The following is an 18,530-nucleotide window of genomic DNA, read 5'->3' as shown; positions in this document are numbered from 1 at the left end:
CGCGGGTGTTCTCACGCGGAGGCTTCTGTTATCTTTGCAGCCATGTCGCAACAGATCCTGATCCTCGATTTCGGTTCCCAATACACCCAATTGATCGCCCGCCGGGTGAGAGAATTGAACGTGTATTGCGAGATCCACCCCTTCAACAAAGTCCCCAAACTCACCCCCGACATCAAAGGCGTGATCCTTTCGGGAAGTCCCTGCTCGGTGCGTGACAACGGTGCACCCAGCGTAGACCTTTCTGCGTTTGAAAAAGTGCCCGTGCTGGGAGTGTGCTATGGCGCCCAACTGATTGCCCACCTCGGAGGCGGCAACGTGTTGCCATCCCAGATGCGGGAATATGGCCGGGCCCGCCTGTCCACCGTAGACCATCACAACGACCTGTTAAAAGAAATGTCCCTTGACACCCAGGTGTGGATGTCGCACGCCGACACCATCGCTTCGGTACCTTCAAATTTTGAGATCATTGCCACCACCCCGTCAGTTGCGGTGGCGGCCTTTAAAATAAAAGACAAAGCCGTTTGGGGTATTCAATTTCACCCCGAAGTGACGCACACCATCGAAGGCAAGAACCTGCTGCGCAATTTCGTGGTCCACATCTGTGGCTGTGCCCAGGATTGGACGCCCGACCAGTTTGTAGAAAGCACCATCGCCGATCTGAAGGCTAAACTGGGCAACGACCAGGTAGTGATGGCGTTGTCGGGCGGCGTGGATTCGACCGTGGCGGCCACCCTCATTCACAAAGCTATTGGCAAGAACCTGCATTGTATTTTTGTAGACAACGGGCTGCTGCGCAAGAACGAGTTCCAGCAAGTGCTGGATTCCTACCAGCACATGGGCCTGAACATCAAAGGTGTGGATGCGCGCGAGAAATTCTACGCGGCGTTGAAAGACCTTACCGAACCGGAGGCGAAGCGTAAAGCCATTGGCAGAACTTTTATTGAAGTGTTCGACGAAGAAGCCCATCTTATCCAGGATGTGAAGTGGCTGGGGCAAGGCACCATCTATCCCGACGTGATCGAGTCGGTGTCGGTGAACGGTCCATCCCAAACCATCAAGTCGCACCACAATGTGGGGGGGCTTCCGGAGAAGATGAAGCTGAAGATCGTGGAACCGTTGAACACCCTCTTCAAGGATGAGGTACGCATCGTAGGCAAGACGTTGGGCATAGATCCCACCATCCTGGGACGCCATCCGTTCCCCGGACCGGGCCTCGGCATCCGCATCCTAGGCGACATCACGGCCGACAAAGTGCGCATCCTCCAGGAGGTGGACAGCATCTTCATCGGCGGCCTGCGCGAAAGCGGCCTCTACGACAAGGTGTGGCAAGCCGGCGCCATGTTGCTCCCCGTGCAATCGGTGGGTGTCATGGGCGACGAACGCACCTACGAACGCGTAGTGAGCCTCCGCGCCGTGACCAGCACCGACGGCATGACGGCCGACTGGGCGCACTTGCCCTACGAATTTTTAGCAAACGTGTCGAGCGACATCATCAATAAAGTGAAAGGCGTAAACCGCGTGGTCTACGACATCAGCTCCAAACCGCCGGCAACCATCGAGTGGGAATAATCGCCCTTGCCGCCCACCGCCGCCCTTGTTGGGGTTCTTCACCAACAAGATCACGGGGAGCGCACACGGACGATGCCAGACGGATGATGCCAGACACCAGCGCTCTTCACACCGATGCGACCGCTTATTTTTTAACGTCAATACTATGCTGAGAAAAGGAGTTTTATTTTTTGTTCTGATAGCATGTCTGCAAAGCGCCGCCTTTGCACAAGTGGATTTTACGAAGCAATACTTCAACGCCAAGACCTTGTTCCGCGAAGGTAAATGGAACCTGGCGATGGAAAGCTTCAAACCGCTGATGCCCTACAGCACAGGCAATCCCTTTTCCGAATACGCGTCGTTCTTCTATGCACTGGCAGCCTACAATCAAAATTATAAAGCTGTCGCCAAGTCCACCCTCACCCAAATCAGAACCCTGCATCCCACGTGGGACAAAATGGACGAAGTGAACTTCTGGCTGGGGAAGATCAATCTCGAAGAGAAAGATTATTTCCAGGGACTGAAAATGTTTGCCGGCTTGCAAGACAAGAAATTACAACAGGATGCCGAAGCCATCAAAGCCAAGAACATCAGCGCCATCACCGACGTAGAGACCCTTCGCATGATGTTGGAGGAGTATCCCAAAGATGCGATCGTGGGCACGGCCCTAGCCACAGCGTTGTCGAAAAACCCGGCCACCCCGGAAGACAAAGAATTGCTGGAATCGGTCATCAAAAAATTTAGTCTCGATCGCGCCAACTTTATTCCCGAAGCCCCCAAGTCTTATTTTAAAGATACGTATACAGTCTCCGCGTTATTGCCTTTTATGGTCAACACGCTGGATGCCTCACCCGTCAAGAAGCGCAACCAAAGCGTGCTGGACCTGTATGAGGGCATGAAGCTGGCCGTAGACACGCTGGCCAAACAAGGAGTGAAGATCAGCTTCCGCGCCTACGACACGGAACGCAGCCTGGAGAAGATCAAAACGATCCTCAACACCGACGAGCTGAAGAGCACCGACCTCATTGCCGGCCCGTTCTTCATGGAAGAAAGCAAACTCATTACCGACTTCTCGCTGGCCAACCGCATCAACGTGTTCAACCCGGTGCACAACAACAGCGAGCTTATCGGAAATAATCCCTATGCGTTTTTATACCAGCCTTCGCTGGAGATCCTGGGACGGAAGTCGGGTGAGTTCATGGCCGCCAACGTGAAAAAGAAAAACTGCCTGGTGTTCTATGGCAGCAGCAAGCGGGACTCTGTGTTGGCCGCCAACTTCATGCAGGCCGCCAAGGAGAAAAATTTCAAGATCATGCAATCCTATCGTGTGTCGAAGGAAGGTTCGCAGGCGATCTTTACCACGTTGGCCACCCCCACGGAGTACGACGAGTTTCACTACCCCAAACAATTCACGCTGAAAAAAGACAGCGTAGGCAGCATCTATGTTGCCTCCGACGATGCCCTCATTTATGCCAAAGTGCTGAGCAGCATCGAAACGCGCAAAGACAACATCACCGTGCTGGGATCTGAAACCTGGCTGGACCAAACCGCCGTGGACCTGGAGAAATTTCAGAACCTTGCCGTCGTGTTGGCCTCGCCGAACTTTGTGGATCAGAGGAAACCCCTTGCAAAGACCTTTGTTCGGAAATATATCAAGACCCACGGCCGTGCGCCGTCAAACTACGCAGCCTTGGGCTATGCGTATATGCTCTTCGTGGGCAACGAGCTGAAGAAGAACGGCGTGTATTTCCAGGATGCCTTGACCAAGGAAGGCATCATTCCCGGCAACATCACCGAAGGCTACAACTATCAGCAAGGCCGAAGCAACGAGCTGGTGCCGTTTGTCCGCTTTGAAGAAGGCGAGATGAAGGTGCTGGAGCGCCGGTGATCGAACCATGAAACCTTTCGATTTTACCTACTGACAACAAATTTCCATGACGTCGCTGTGCAACGGCGTGGAGCGATAACCTATTTCACCATGAAAGATTTTTCCAAGAGCAAATCCCTTTTTGAACGCGCCAAACATTTCATCCCCGGCGGAGTAAACTCTCCCGTCAGGGCTTTTCGTGCCGTCGGGGGTAACCCGTTGTTTATGAAGCGTGCCAAGGGCGCATTCCTGTACGACGAGGATGGCAACGAATTTATAGACCTCATCAATTCCTGGGGACCCATGATCCTGGGGCATGCCCACCCGGCAGTGGAGGAAGCGGTAAAAGAAGCCTTGGCCACGTCGCCATCGTTCGGAGCGCCCACGGCAAGAGAAGTGGAAATGGCAGAACTGATCTGCTCGATCATTCCCTCCGTAGAAAAAGTGCGCATGGTGAACTCCGGCACAGAAGCCACGATGTCGGCCATACGCGTCGCGAGAGGTTTCACCGGTCGCGACAAGATCATCAAAATGGAAGGCTGTTACCACGGTCACGGCGACTCGTTCCTGATCGCTGCCGGCAGCGGTGCCATGACCTTTGGCACCCCCGATAGTCCCGGTGTTACGAAAGGCACAGCGAAGGACACCCTGATCGCACCCTTCAACGACATGCGTGCGATGGAGAAGCTGGTGGAAGAAAACCACGGCGAAGTGGCCGCCATCATCCTGGAGCCGGTCGTGGGCAACATGGGTTGCGTGGCGCCTCAGCCCGGCTACCTGCAAGGCTTGCGCGCACTGTGCGACAAACACAAGATCCTCCTCATCTTCGATGAAGTGATGACCGGCTTCCGGCTGGCCTTTGGGGGAGCACAGGAGCTATACAACATCACTCCGGATCTCACGACGCTGGGCAAGATCATCGGTGGAGGTTTGCCGGTAGGGGCCTATGGCGGAAGAAAAGAGATCATGGAAGCGGTGTCGCCGGCGGGACCGATCTACCAGGCCGGCACGTTGTCGGGCAATCCTTTGGCCATGGCGGCAGGGTTGGCGATGTTGAAGGAATTAAAAAACAATCCTTCGGTCTATCACCAGATCAACACGGCCACCAGTGCGATCGTGGGGGGCATCCGGCAACAACTTTTTAAGAAGGGACTGAACTACACCGTCAACCAGGTGGGCTCCATGTTCACGCTCTTTTTCACCGACCAGATCGTGATCGATTTCGACACGGCCAAGACTTCAGACACGTTGCAGTTCGCAAAATATTTTCAGTCCATGCTCCAGCAGGGCATCTACATGGCACCCTCGCAATACGAAGCCATGTTTGTTTCGGCGGCCATCGATGATGCGGCTGTGGGCAGGGTGTTGCAGGCGAGCGAGCATGCGTTGAAAGCGTTGTGATGTTTTTGAACGTTCTGTCAATATTCCTACAACCGGCAAACGTCCCGTGTTCTTCGGGGCAGGCGAACGGTGCAGGTTTAGGTTGGTCAATTCGTTGAAAATGCGCTCTTTTCCTACATTTAAAACGGTTGATTCGGATTGCGTCAGCTTTCAAATCTTTTCTTTTCCCCCTATAATTACCTAACTTTTGAACAAAAGCATTCCTCGTCTTTTAACGACCTAAAACTACGATCATCCTGTAGCGCCAATGAGAAATCGTGCCCTCAAGTACACCATCGGATTTGCCCTCACGGGCCTGATCATAACCCTTCTTATCGGTTATGTTCAACGCAGAACACTCTCCACCTACCAACAGAAACTTCCCTTCATCACCCTGGGAGACAACATCGAGAACCGCGTCACCAAAGCCCACCTGTCGTTCGAAGAGCTGATGGGCGGCGATGAAAGCCTCAACTTCGAGCGCGATGTAGTAGGCCCGCTGAAAACCTCGGCAGCCATCTTGCAAGGTACCTACGACGGCAAGCAAACCGAGGCCGGTAACCTGGGTACGATCAACGATGAAGAAACCAAAGCATTACTGAAAGAATCCATCTTTGCTATAGAGAAAGTAATCGAGTCGGCACAAGATCGCCACACGCACCGGAAGGCCGGCATCGCCGCCACCGACAGTACGGCAGCCGTTGCCGGAAGCCACGCCGGCGACGCAGCCGATCAGCAATTTGATGCGACATTCGAATCTTTCCTGACCTCCCTCGACAGGCTGGTCGACCACATTCAGCAAGGCGTATCGGGTGATACTTCTTCGCTAAGCATGCTCTCCTGGTTGTCCATCGTCCTGTTGGTCGTGGCCTTTGGAGCCCTGTGCTTATTTCTGTATCGCCTGCAAAGCAGCGCTACAAAATTGGTCGTCGAGCATGAATCGCGTTCTGAGCAGCAAGGCCGTGCCGTGGCGTCGCTCTCGGGCTTTATCGAAGCCATCTCCGCGGGCAACTACACAGCCGACCTGGACCTGAACGAAGAAAGCAGCGGTTCTCTGGGCACCACCCTGCTCACCATGCGCGACAAACTCCGCGTGAACGCCGAAGAAGACCGCCGCCGGAACTGGTCGACCTCCGGACTAGCACAAATCGGAGAAATCTTACGTGCCTCCACGGGCACCACCGAAGAACTGTTCGACAACATCATCAAGTTTGTCGTAAAATATACCAAGAGCAACCAGGGAGGTCTGTTTGTCCTCAACGAAGAAAGCGAGGGCGACAAGTTCCTGGAGCTGGTGGCGTGCTACGCTTTTGAACGCAAGAAATTTCTGAAGAAACAAGTCGGGGTTGGCGAAGGGCTGGTAGGCCAGAGCTTCCTCGAAGGCGAGCGCATCTACTTGCTGGAAGTGCCGTCGGAGTACGTCACCATCACCTCGGGTTTAGGAGGGTCGACACCCAACGCCCTGTTGCTGGTGCCGCTCAAGGTGAACGAGAAGATCTTTGGTGTGATGGAACTCGCCACCTTTGGAAAATACGAGCCACACGAAATTGAATTGGTCGAGAAACTAACGGAGAGCATCGCGTCCACCATCTCTTCGGTACGCATCAGCGAAAGCACACGCCTCCTGCTGGAGCGCACGCAACAACAAGCCGAAGAAATGCGCGCTCAGGAAGAAGAAATGCGCCAGAACATGGAAGAGCTGGAAGCCACGCAGGAAGAAATGCGCCGCAAGGAAAAGCACATCCAAAACATGCTCGACGGCGAGAAACGGCGCAACGAGATCAGCCAGAAGAACCGCACCGTGCTGATGGAACTCACCAAGAACAAGGATATCCAGGACGGTAACTGGAATGCGTCGCTGGAGAAGATCACCAGCACCATCAGCCGTCAGTTGGGCGTGTCGCGCAGCAGCATCTGGACCTATCATTCCAAGGAAAACAAGATCCGTCAAGAGAAATTATATCAGCATAGCAAAGGCACATTCGAATCGGGATCGGAGTTGCACGGTCGTGACTTCCCGGGCTACTTCGAAGCTGTTACCAGTGAAGAGATCATCATTGCCAACGATGCGCATACCCATGCCGCTACCCGCGAGTTCACGGACGTGTATCTGAGGCCCCTGGGCATTCAATCCATGCTGGACGTGCCCTTCTTCAACGAAGGCAAGATCGCCGGCGTGATCTGCTGCGAACAACAGAACGAACAAAAGGAGTGGACCGAAGAGGACGTGGAGTTCCTGAAATCATGTGCCGATCTGCTCACCGTGGCCTACAACACCGCCAAGATCAACCTCATGCTGGACAAGCTCGGCGACGACCAGGAAACCATGCAGGCCATCATCGACAACATTCCCCGCGCCGTGTTCTGGAAAGACAAGGACCTGCGCTTCCAGGGAGCCAACCGCATCTTTGCCCAGGTGGCCGGTCTCAAATCTTACAAGGACATGGTCGGTCGCACCGACTTCGACATGCCCTGGAAGGAACACGCCGAGGCCTACCGCGCAGACGACCTGGCGGTGATGAACAGCAGAGTGCCCCGCCTGGACCAAGAGGAACGCAACGTGAACAGCGCCGGTGAGGAATCGTGGGTATTGACCAGTAAAGTGCCCGTTGCCAACAAGCACGGCGAAGTAGTGGCCGTATTGGGTATGTTCGAGGATATTACCGACCGCAAGCGCAAGGAAGCCGATGTCATTGCGAAGCTGAAGGAGTTGGAAGAGCTGAAGAAACGCCTGGAGAAAGGGGCGAACTAGGTTGGATGATGGCCGGAATGGAGACCCTGCGAGGCTCCAAACGAGGTGATTTTGCATCAAAGTATTACATCTGTCGGGCTAGCCGTATGTATAGGGGCTAATTTTTAGCCGGAGATTTATTACTTTTACCTATTATACCCAATTTACGAAGGTTATGAACCATCGCTTTTTAATCTTAATAGCTGTGTTTTTGACGGCTTCCGTCAATCTTTTTGCACAGGGCGAACGAAAGGATAAAACCGCCGTTACCTACGAAGAGCTATACGACGAACCCTATTCGGTCAACAAACTGTTCGTGGGCATTCAACCCCTCTACGCCGAGATGTTCGTGACCAACGTCACGGCCGGCTTCGGCGCCGAAGCGGTCTACTATCACAAGGACAAAGCCGATTTCAGGGTGGCCTTCCGCAAGAGCTATAGCCAACAGTTCTTCGACTTTGCCCGCGACCTGGCCGTTAAGAAAAGCGATGTAGACAACCGCGCCGAAGTATTCAACTACTATGAATTCGGCGGCACCTATCACATCAAGGATTTCGAGGAAAGCTCCAAAACCAAGATGTTCCTCTACAAGAACAGCTACAAAGGCAACAAATGGGCGGCCCGCGTTCCCCTCAATGCTGAAGTACCCTGCAAAGTGCGCAAGATCTACGGCGCCAGACTGGGCGGCATCATCTGGGACAGTTCAGCCGATATCGGCCGTGCCCTCAAGGCACAAAACCTGACCAATGCAGACCTGAAAAACTCCGAAGGTGTTGGCCTACCCATGACCAAGTTTGTGAACGGCCGCAACGAATCGTTCGATGTGTTCAGTAACATTGCCTCCAAAGGATTGTATGTGGGAGGATCCATGACCTGGATCAAGAACGTGGCCGTCAACTTCGACAAATTTGAAGAAGGCCTCGACGACCTCATCTTCACCGCCTACTTCGACGTGCTCGTATCACCTTCCATAAAAGTAGACAACATCGTCTACACCGACACCGACCCTAACAGCCCCAACGCCGGCACCCACACCTACGACATCAGCCCCCTTAAAACCAAAATGCTCGGCTTCCGCCTCGGCATGGACGGTCGCTTCAACCGCATGTTCAGCTGGTCGTATGGCGGCGAAGTTGGCTACCGCCCCAGCTTTGAAGGCAAAGGCTTCTACGCCATGCTAAAGATCAGCTTCCCCGTGTTCGGAACAAACCTGGATTATAAAGTGGAGTCGTTCGGGAAGTAACACCCCGTCGCCTTTGTTGGTGTTCTTCACCAACAAGTTCCGGGCGTCCCACATGAAATTCATCCATTAACTTTTTTGATCGCTCCAGTTTTGGCCCTCGTCACAAAGTCGCCCAGCATTGCAACCCCTAAATATTCCCTGCCGCCCTTGTTGGTGTTCTTCACCAACAAGTTTCTGGCACCTCACATGAAATTTATCAATCGACTTTTTGGTCGCCTCAGTTCGGCACTCTCCGCCAAAGTCTGTCAAGCATAAACGTTTCTATAAAAATCCACCACTGCAAAATCATTGCAGTATTCAAGGTTAAATTTTCATCACCATGGAAAGAGGAAACATAGTTTACGCCAAAACCCATCCTGAATTCGTCACCATCACTTGCCTGGATTGGAAACCCGTACTAGCGGATGATCGCTTTAAAGATATAGTCATCTCCAGTTTATCTTTCTTAAACAAGGCGAATCGTGTGATCATCTATGCCTTCGTCATCATGCAAAACCATATGCATTTGATTTGGCAAATTCTAGGCGATCATTCCAGGGCAAATGTTCAACGCGATTTTTTGAGATTTACAAGCCAACAAATTCTCAAAATTTTGAGAAATGAAAATTCACCCCTTCAAGGAGAATTGCTAGTCGGAGCAAAAGATCGAAGATATCAGATTTGGGAAAGGAATTCACTGGTGATTTCTCTTTGGTCGGAAAAGGTGATGTGGCAAAAGATCGATTATATCCACTTGAATCCGTCAAAGCGGGATGGTGTGAATGTCCGGAGGAGTATAAGTATTCCAGTGCTGGATTTTATATTAATGGGGAGAGGAGATGGGGATTTCTCGTTCATATTGATGGGTGAGGATGGGTGGCAGGCTTGAATAAAGTGACAGGAAGGAAACTTGTTGGTGAAGAACACCAACAAGGGCGACCGGTGCTTGTCGGTGGGACACCAAGGACGATTGGTGCATATGCACGAGCTAGTGGTGGGGAGCAGTGTTTGTTGGCGGAGAATGTTAAATGATGGGAATGGGAGAGGAACCGACATACGTGACGGTTTGTCGGGCGGTTGAAAATGTGGCCTGCAACAAACAAAATATCCCTAAACGAACCCATTCGTGTGATTATTACACTCGTCTTTACTATTTTGCGCCCGTTTTAAACCTCGATCTTTAAACCAGTTTAGCGCATATGATCAAAGTAGGACAGGGAAGGCTGTCAGTCGCGGATTTCGAAAAGGTTCTCTACCAGGGAGAGAGTGTGGAATTGGACAGTGCGGCAGTGAAAAAAGTGGAGCACAATTTTACCTTTCTGAAGTCTTACTCCCAGCACAAGATCATCTACGGGATCAACACCGGCCTCGGGCCGATGGCACAATATAAGATCAGCGAAGACGATCAGCGTCAACTGCAGTTCAACCTCATTCGCAGCCATAGCTCCGGTGCAGGCCAGCCCATCGCCGAAGACTTGTCGCGGGCAACCATGCTCGCACGCCTGAGCAGCCTCATGCAGGCTTCCTCGGGTGTTCACCCTACCGCCGTTTCCCTCTTGCGCGACCTGCTCAATGCCCGCATCACAGCCTGCATTTTCGAGCGCGGTGGCGTGGGTGCCAGCGGTGACCTGGTGCAGTTGGCCCACCTTGCCCTGAACCTGATCGGCGAAGGTGAAGTGCTGGTAGACGGTAAGTTGCAATCGACCAAGGAAGTTTACGCCGCCCGCAAAATTACGCCGCTGGATGTGCACCTTCGCGAAGGTCTCGCCCTCATGAACGGCACGTCGGCCATGACCGGCATCGGCATGGTCAACCTCATTCATGCCCAATATTTGTTCACTTGCTCGGTGATCCTTTCGGCCATCACCAACGAGCTGATGAAGTCGTTCGACGACCACTTCTCCTCGGAGCTGAACCATGTGAAACATCACCCCGGCCAATCCAAGGTGGCGGCATCCATTCGCACCCTGTTGGCCGACAGCAAGCTGATCCGCAAGCGTCCCGACCATCTTTACCACCGCAAGATCGAAGAGGCTATCTTCACCGACAAGGTGCAGGAATACTACTCGCTGCGCTGTGTTCCCCAAATTCTGGGACCGGTGTACGATACGTTGGCCGAGGTCCGCAAAGTGGTGGAAGACGAGGTGAACTCGGTGAATGACAACCCCGTGATCGATCACGAGCGCGAGAACGTGTACCACGGCGGCAACTTCCACGGCGACTATGTGTCGCTGGCCATGGACAAGCTCAAGATCGTGATGACAAAGCTCACCATGCTGTCGGAACGCCAGTTGAATTACCTGCTGAACGACAAGCTGAACCAGAAGCTGTCGCCTTTCATCAACCTGGGTACGCTGGGATTGAACCTGGGCTTGCAGGGCATGCAGTTCACGGCCACCTCGACGACGGCCGAGAACCAGACACTGTCGTTCCCGATGTATCTCCACAGCATCTCCAACAACAACGACAACCAGGACATCGTGAGCATGGGCTGCAACGCCGCGCTGATGACCCGCAAGGTGATCGACAACGGCTTCGATGTGCTGGCCATCCAGACCATCGCCTTGGCGCAAGCGATCGACTTCCTGAAGTGCCAGCCGCGCCTGTCGTCGTTCACGCATAAATTTTACGAAGAGGTACGCGCCGTAGTCGGGCCTGTCCTGGAGGATAAGCCGCTGTATAAAGACATCCAGGCCGTGCGCAAATATTTGGTGACGTTGGGTTCAACTACAAAATTATAGATGAAATACGCATTAGTTACCGGTGGTTCGCGAGGCATAGGTCGCGCCGTGTGCGTGAAGCTGGCCGAGCAAGGCTATCATATCCTGATCAACTACAAAAGCAACGACGCCGAGGCTGCTAAAACAGCCGAGCTGGTGCGCGGGAAGAATGTTACGGCCGAGACGCTGAAGTTCGATGTGGGCAACAAAACCGATGTAGATACCGTGTTGGGAGGCTGGGTGGAAGGCAACAAGGACAAAGTCATCGAGGTGCTGGTGAACAATGCCGGCATTCGCGAAGACGCCCTCATGATCTGGATGACCGACCAGCAGTGGAAGAACGTGCTGGGTTCCAGCCTGGACGCTTTTTATTATGTTACCCGCCAGGTGATCAACGGCATGCTGGCCAACAAGTATGGCCGCATCGTGAGCGTGGTGTCGTTGTCGGGGCTAAAGGGCATGCCGGGACAGACCAACTACTCGGCGGCAAAGGCCGGCGTGATCGGTGCCACCAAGGCATTGGCGCAGGAAGTGGCCCGCCGGGGAGTGACCGTAAATGCGGTGGCTCCGGGGTTTATCAAGACCGACATGACGCAGGATTTGAACGAGGCGGAATTGAAGGCACTGGTGCCCATGAAGCGTTTTGGCGAACCCGAAGAGGTGGCCGATGCGGTGGTGTTCCTGGCCTCAATGAAAGCTTCCTACATCACCGGAAACGTCATCTCCATCAACGGGGGGCTTTACTCCTGATCTCCAGACCAAAGTGTAGAGAATTTTATACGTCTACTTTGCGCAGGGTGGTTAGGATAATCACGAATTTAAACTATATTTTTGCGGATTAAAGTAATGGTATGCATGCCGATAAAAATGTGTTCGGCATGGTGATTTAGCGTATTAATTCTGAATGAACAGAGTCGTCATAACAGGTCTGGGGATTTATTCGTGCATCGGCAAAAGCCTGGAAGAAGTGCAGCAGTCGCTGTATGCCGGAAAATCCGGAATCATCCTGGACCCTAAGCGTACGGAGATGGGCTATCGCTCCAGCCTCACCGGTTTTGTGGAAAGACCCGCCCTGAAAGGTGTGCTGGACCGCCGCGCCCGGGTGATGTTGCCTGAACAAGGGGAGTACGCCTATATGGCCACCACCCAGGCCCTGAGCCACGCCGGCATCGACCAGGATTTTATCGACCGCCACGAGCTGGGCATCATCTATGGCAACGACAGTTCGGCTGCGCCCGTGATCGAGGCCGTGGACATCATCCGCGAAAAGAAAGACACCATGATGGTGGGCTCCGGCAACGTGTTCCAGGTGCTCAACTCGACCGTGAACATGAACCTGGCCACCATTTTCAGGCTGAAAGGAATCAATTTCACCGTGAGCGCCGCCTGCGCCAGCGGATCGCACGCCATCGGCATGGGCGCCATGTTCATTCGCAACGGCATGCAGGATTGCATCATTTGCGGAGGCGCACAGGAAACGAACGTCTACTCGATGGGCAATTTCGACGCCCTTGGCGCTTTCTCTATCCGCCACGACAACCCCACCGCGGCTTCGCGACCGTTCGACAAACACCGCGACGGCCTGGTGCCCAGCGGGGGAGCCGCAACCGTGATTTTGGAGAGCCTGGAGTCGGCACAGAAACGCGGGGCAAAAATACTGGCCGAAGTGATCGGCTATGGCTTCTCGTCCAATGGCGAACACATCTCCAACCCGACCGTGCAAGGTCCCGCCCGTTCATTGCGCATGGCGATGAAAAGTTCGGGCCTCAAGCCCAGCGAAATCGATTACGTAAATGCACACGCCACCTCCACACCGGCAGGCGACGCCAGTGAGGCCAAGGCTATATTTGATGTTTTTGGAGAAAACCATACACCGGTCAGCTCAACGAAGTCTATGACCGGACACGAGTGCTGGATGGCCGGCGCAAGTGAAATCGTCTATTCCATGCTCATGATGGAAAACGGTTTTATTGCGCCAAACATAAATTTTGAAACACCGGACGAAGATTCAGCACGTCTCAATATTGTGGCGAAGACGATGAATAAAAATATTGATGTATTTTTGTCTAATTCTTTCGGTTTCGGAGGAACGAATTCGACTTTGATAGTTAAAAAGTGGAGCAAATAAGTGATGGAAACAAAATTTATTGTTGACAAGATCAACGGTTTTTTGGTAGACGAGTTTGAAGTGGACCCCGGCAAGATCACGCCGGCAGCCAACCTGCGTGAAACGCTGGAACTCGATAGCCTCGACTACATTGATCTGGTGGTAGTGATCGAAAGCAACTTCGGTTTCAAAGTAAAACCCGAAGACTTTACAAACATCGACACCTTTCAAAGCTTTTACGACTACGTCGAGCATCGCGTAGGCGAAAAAGTAGCCTAAGCAAGGTATGCCGCGCTGGCAGGGTAAATCCAAAGGCACCCCGTTGGGGTATCGGATTTTTGTTTTCATCATCAAGACATTGGGTGTCTTGCCTGCCTATCTTGTCCTGCGCTTTGTAGCGTTCTACTATTTTCTTTTTTCCTGGAGTTCGTCTCGTCCCATCTACGCTTATTTCCGCCGGCGTCACGGCTATGGCGTACTCAAGTCCATTTTCAAGGTCTATCGTAACTATTACATCTTTGGCCAGACGTTGCTGGACAAAGTGGTGGTCATGGCGGGCATTGGGAACCGCTTTACCTACGATTTTGATGGCGAGGACAACCTCCGCGAGATCGTCCGCGGTGGGAAAGGAGGTATTTTGTTGAGCGCACACGTGGGCAACTGGGAAGCTGCGGGCCACTTGCTGCGCCGCCTCGACACCCGGGTGAACGTGGTCATGTTCGACGGCGAGCACCAGCGTATCAAAGACTACCTCGAAAGCGTGACCGGTGGCCGCAACCTGCGCATCATCGTCATCAAGGAAGACATGTCGCACGTGTTTGCCATGGGCGAGGCCCTGCAGAACAACGAGCTGATCTGTCTCCATGCCGACCGGTTCCTGGAAGGCAATAAGATCACCTATAAGAAATTGCTGGGCGACGAGGCACCGTTCCCCATCGGGCCGTTCCTGTTGTCGGCCAGTTTCCGCGTGCCGGTGTCCATCGTGTTTGCCTTCAAGGAAACATCGACACACTATCACTTTTTTGGCAGCGGGCTGCTCACCCGGAAAGATGACGAAACCAAGGCTGAATTCATGGAGCGCCTCCTGTCGGCGTTTGTGGGCGAGTTGGAACAAAAAGTGCGGGCCTACCCCGATCAGTGGTTTAATTATTTTAACTTTTGGGGAAAATAATCAATTTTTGCGCTGCCAATGTTAGCAAACCAAACCGACATCCTCCAATACATTCCCCAGCGCAATCCGATTGTGATGGTGCACAACCTGCTGGAAGCAAGCGACACCCGTGCGGTGACTCAGCTTGCTATTGACCCCACAAATCTCTTCGTATCCGCTGGCCAGTTTATGGAACCGGGCCTGGTGGAGAATATCGCGCAGACCGCTGCCGTGCACGTGGGCTATCAGTGTTCAAAGAAAAACATTCCCATTCCCATCGGCTACATCGCAGCCGTAAAGAACTTGAAGATCGCGGGCCTCCCGAAAGAAAATACGACCATCACCACATCGGTGGAGATCGTCAACAAAGTGCTGGACATCACGGTGGTGCAGGGTAAAGTGGAGCAGAATGGAAACGTGCTGGCCTCTTGCGAGATGCGGATCTTTGCCAAGCTGCAATCCTAAAACCAGAGATATGAACATGAAAAGAATCGCACTCCTGTTTTTCGTGTTGGCAGCCTTCTCCGCGAAGGCGCAAACCAAGAGCGATGTGTTTCGCCCCGAGGTGCCCGTGACCTGGCTGGGGCTGGACTTCTCGAACGCAAAATTTATCGGCGACCGCGAGAAATTCGGCTCCGAGTCGGACGTGCGTCATTTGTTGGATGCCTGGAATGATCTGATCCTGAAAGAGCACGACAAATACGACATCGCCAAGGCCATCGGCCGCGCAAAGGTGGAGAACAACCTGCAGGCGGTGAAAGCCCACAACGCCGAGCTGGATGTGCTGAGCATGTTTTCCGATGAAGAAAAAGATTACCTGCACTTGAAAGTTTCCGACATCGACGAAATCATTGCCGGCTACGATCTGAGCGGTTTGAGCGGCATAGGGCTCATGTTCAACGTGGAGAGCTTCAATAAAAAAAATGAAGAAGGTTCCATCTATGTCACCTTCATCAACCTCAACACCAAGGAAGTGTTGTTCACCGAGCGCGTTGTAGGCCCTCCGGCGGGCATGGGCATGCGCAACTTCTGGGCGGGCTGTGTAGCCAAGATCCTGGCCAAGGTCGGTAGCAAAAAAGACGGCTTTGAAATGTGGCGTAAAAAATATTATCGTCCCTGACGTGCAAAGGACAGGAGCAACCTGTCTTTTTATTTTTTGATTTTTAACAACAAACCAATTGTGCTGATTCACCAAACTGAAATCCTTGTACGCTTCAACGAGGCCGATCCCCTGGGCATCGTATGGCACGGGCACTACCTGCGCTATTTTGAAGACGGCCGCGAGGCGTTCGGGAAGGTACACGGCATTTCCTATCTCGACTTTTATCGCAACGGGTTGGCCGTCCCCGTGGTGTCGGTCAACTGCGACTACAAAAAGCCGCTGCGTTATGGCGACAGTGTGATCGTGGAAACGATCTACATGCCGACACCGGCCGCCAAGCTGCATTTCGAATACCGCATGTTCGATTCGGCCCACAGGAATCTCGTGGCCACCGGCGCCTCCACGCAAGTGTTTGTCGACGCAAAATCATTTGAACTTCAATTCACCACACCGGCTTTCTTCGAAGCCTGGAAATCAAAACAGAACTTCAACGCATGAAGCGCGTGTGGATGGTGGCTGACAGTATAGTGTCTCCGTTGGGATGGACCACGGAAGAAAACTACACACAAGTCCGCAAAGGCATTTCGGGCATCCGCCGCGTGGAAGATGCGGCGTTGAGTCAGCAGATTTTTGCGGGTGCCTTGATACAAGAAAAATTGCCCGAGTCGCCCTTGTCGCGTTTTGAATATTTGTGCGATCGCGCATTGCAGCAGGCCTTGCAAAACGTCACCCTTCCAAAGGACCGTACGATTTTTATCCTCTCCACGACGAAGGGGAATATCTCATTTTTAGAAGAGGGAAAACCTGACCACCCCCGCATTCATCTCCATGCCGTTGCCAGCATGCTGGCCGATCGCATTGGCATTCCCAGCCATACGGTGATCTCCAACGCTTGCATTTCCGGCGTGATGGCGACCATTGTCGCGAGAAGGCTGCTGGTGTCGGGGCAATACGATCACGCCGTGGTGCTGGGTGCCGACGTGCTGAACCGTTTTGTGATCTCAGGCTTTCAGAGCTTGCAGGCCCTGACAGCCGAACCCTGTCGGCCCTTTGACGCGGGGCGCAAAGGCATCAACCTCGGCGAATGTGCTGCGGTGATGATCCTTTCCACGGCACCGGAAGCATTGGGAGTTTCGGCATCGGTAGAGATTTTGGGCGGTGGACTGAGCAACGACGCCAACCACATTTCCGGGCCATCGCGCACCGGTGAAGAATTGGGATTTGCCATCCGCCAGGCGCTGCAGGAATCGGAGCTCACCGAAAATGATATTGATTTCATCTGCGCCCACGGCACCGCCACGCTCTACAATGACGAGATGGAAGCCAAAGCGTTTAATCGCGTGGGATTGGAAAATACCCCACTCCACAGCTTGAAAGGATATTTCGGTCATACGCTGGGAGCAGCGGGTGTCGTGGAGATGATCATCAGTTCTGAAAGTCTGAAGCGCAATGAGCTGGTACCGTCGCTGGGATTTGAAACACCCGGCACGTCGCAGTCCGTGAATGTTATTCGAACGGTGGAGCAACGCACTTTGAAAACCTGCCTGAAAACAGCGTCGGGGTTTGGGGGATGCAATGCTGCTATAATTTTACAGGAACAATAACTTTTTAAACATGAATTTTTACGAGAAAGAAAAACTGACGGCCCTGCAGGCAAAAGAAGAAGCACAATGGATCACGTTTGCACCGTTCGTTTTCCAGGCCACCCGCGTGTTGCGTGACAGTGGAATTCTAACCACCGTGGAGTCCCACAGAGAAGGCATTACGCTGGAACAACTCAACGAGAAAATAAATCTACCCGCCTATGGCATCCGCGTATTGGTGGAAGCCGCCCTGGGTATCGGCCTGCTCGTCCTCTCCGAAGGAAAATACAAGATCACCAAGACGACCTACTTCATTTTGCACGACGAACTCACGAAAGTGAACATGGACTTCACCCACGACGTGTGCTACAACGGCATGTACTTCCTGGAGGAGAGCATCAAAAATCAAAAACCAGAAGGCCTTAAAGTTTTCGGCGAGTGGCCTACCATCTACCAGGCCTTGTCGACCAACCTTCCTGAGAAAGCCAAGAAGAGCTGGTTCTCGTTCGACCATTTCTATTCCGACTATGCATTTCCCGAAGTGCTTCCGCACGTGTATCACTACAAGCCGAAAACCTTGCTGGACATTGGCGGGAACACGGGCAAGTGGTCGATGCAGAGTTTTGCACACGACCCTGATGTGAACATCACCATCATGGATTTGCCCGGGTATGTAGATGGGGCAAAAGGCAAGATCGAGTCGCTGGGCTATGGCAACCGCATCAAGTTTCATCCCGGCAACGTGCTGGATGACGCGCATAAATTTCCCCAGGGATTTGATGCCGTTTGGATGAGCCAGTTTTTGGATTGCTTCTCGGACGATGAGATCGTGTCGATCCTCACGCGCTGCAAGAAGGCATTGAATCCGGGTGGAAGAATTTTTATCCTCGAGACTTTCTGGGATCGTCAGCGGTTTGAAGCGTCGGCTTTCTCGCTGCAACAGACATCTCTGTATTTTACGGTGATGGCGAATGGGAACAGCCAGATGTATGATTCGAAGGTGTTCATCAAGTGCGTGGAGCGTGCGGGATTGAAAGTGGTGGAGGAGAAGGATTACATTGGGGTGAGCCATACGTTGTTGGTGTGTCAGCCTGGATAATTTTTTAGCCGCCCGCTGAAG

General features: G+C 53.0%; 16 protein-coding genes. All 16 read left to right on the top strand.

The features are described from left to right. Positions 1–42 precede the first annotated feature (42 nt). The 16 genes from guaA to D4L85_RS32120 all read left to right on the top strand — a co-directional run bounded on the left by guaA (position 43) and on the right by D4L85_RS32120 (position 18,509). Entirely contained in the window at positions 43–1,569 is a 1,527-nt protein-coding gene (gene guaA / locus D4L85_RS32195; protein ID WP_119758212.1) for a glutamine-hydrolyzing GMP synthase, read from the top strand. Between the two features lie 145 nt (positions 1,570–1,714). After that, entirely contained in the window at positions 1,715–3,436 is a 1,722-nt protein-coding gene (locus D4L85_RS32190) for an ABC transporter substrate-binding protein (RefSeq protein ID WP_119758211.1), read from the top strand. Positions 3,437–3,526: 90 nt separating this feature from the next. Next, positions 3,527–4,816: a glutamate-1-semialdehyde 2,1-aminomutase gene (gene hemL / locus D4L85_RS32185; protein ID WP_119758210.1), complete on the top strand. Its 1,290-nt coding sequence runs from the start codon at positions 3,527–3,529 to the stop codon at positions 4,814–4,816. Positions 4,817–5,063: 247 nt separating this feature from the next. After that, positions 5,064–7,547, top strand: coding sequence for a GAF domain-containing protein (locus D4L85_RS32180; RefSeq protein WP_119758209.1), 2,484 nt, complete (start codon positions 5,064–5,066; stop codon positions 7,545–7,547). Positions 7,548–7,701: 154 nt separating this feature from the next. Beyond that, entirely contained in the window at positions 7,702–8,769 is a 1,068-nt protein-coding gene (locus D4L85_RS32175) for a hypothetical protein (protein WP_160144141.1), read from the top strand. 319 nt (positions 8,770–9,088) lie between these two features. Further along, on the top strand, positions 9,089–9,637 hold the full coding sequence (locus tag D4L85_RS32170) for a transposase (RefSeq protein WP_119758207.1): 549 nt from the start codon (positions 9,089–9,091) through the stop codon (positions 9,635–9,637). Between the two features lie 310 nt (positions 9,638–9,947). Continuing rightward, positions 9,948–11,489, top strand: a complete 1,542-nt coding sequence (flxA, locus tag D4L85_RS32165) for a flexirubin biosynthesis tyrosine ammonia-lyase FlxA (RefSeq protein WP_119758206.1) — start codon at positions 9,948–9,950, stop codon at positions 11,487–11,489. Then, a complete protein-coding gene (flxB, locus tag D4L85_RS32160; RefSeq protein ID WP_119758205.1) occupies positions 11,490–12,218 on the top strand; it encodes a flexirubin biosynthesis SDR family reductase FlxB in 729 nt (242 codons plus the stop codon). Positions 12,219–12,372: 154 nt separating this feature from the next. Then, positions 12,373–13,596 carry a beta-ketoacyl-[acyl-carrier-protein] synthase family protein gene (locus D4L85_RS32155; protein WP_119758204.1) on the top strand — a complete coding sequence of 408 codons (1,224 nt, stop codon included), beginning with the start codon at positions 12,373–12,375 and terminating at the stop codon, positions 13,594–13,596. Between the two features lie 3 nt (positions 13,597–13,599). Further along, positions 13,600–13,854, top strand: coding sequence for an acyl carrier protein (locus D4L85_RS32150; RefSeq protein WP_119758203.1), 255 nt, complete (start codon positions 13,600–13,602; stop codon positions 13,852–13,854). 7 nt (positions 13,855–13,861) lie between these two features. Next, positions 13,862–14,746, top strand: coding sequence for an LpxL/LpxP family acyltransferase (locus D4L85_RS32145; RefSeq protein WP_119758202.1), 885 nt, complete (start codon positions 13,862–13,864; stop codon positions 14,744–14,746). A gap of 18 nt (positions 14,747–14,764) precedes the next feature. Beyond that, positions 14,765–15,190 (top strand): hotdog family protein, encoded by a 426-nt coding sequence (locus tag D4L85_RS32140; RefSeq protein WP_119758201.1) that lies wholly within the window; start codon positions 14,765–14,767, stop codon positions 15,188–15,190. 16 nt (positions 15,191–15,206) lie between these two features. Continuing rightward, on the top strand, positions 15,207–15,845 hold the full coding sequence (locus D4L85_RS32135; protein WP_160144140.1) for a hypothetical protein: 639 nt from the start codon (positions 15,207–15,209) through the stop codon (positions 15,843–15,845). A gap of 60 nt (positions 15,846–15,905) precedes the next feature. After that, complete coding sequence (locus tag D4L85_RS32130) at positions 15,906–16,325, top strand: acyl-CoA thioesterase (protein WP_228450699.1); 420 nt, start codon at positions 15,906–15,908, stop codon at positions 16,323–16,325. Next, positions 16,322–17,431, top strand: coding sequence for a beta-ketoacyl-[acyl-carrier-protein] synthase family protein (locus D4L85_RS32125; protein ID WP_119758198.1), 1,110 nt, complete (start codon positions 16,322–16,324; stop codon positions 17,429–17,431). The genes D4L85_RS32130 and D4L85_RS32125 overlap by 4 nt, the downstream gene beginning before the upstream one ends. Positions 17,432–17,441: 10 nt before the next feature. After that, a complete protein-coding gene (locus D4L85_RS32120; protein WP_119758197.1) occupies positions 17,442–18,509 on the top strand; it encodes a methyltransferase in 1,068 nt (355 codons plus the stop codon). Positions 18,510–18,530: the final 21 nt, after the last annotated feature.

Source organism: Chryseolinea soli (genome assembly GCF_003589925.1).
In the GTDB taxonomy this organism is placed as follows: domain Bacteria; phylum Bacteroidota; class Bacteroidia; order Cytophagales; family Cyclobacteriaceae; genus Chryseolinea; species Chryseolinea soli.
This window is presented reverse-complemented; position numbering and strand designations above follow the sequence as displayed.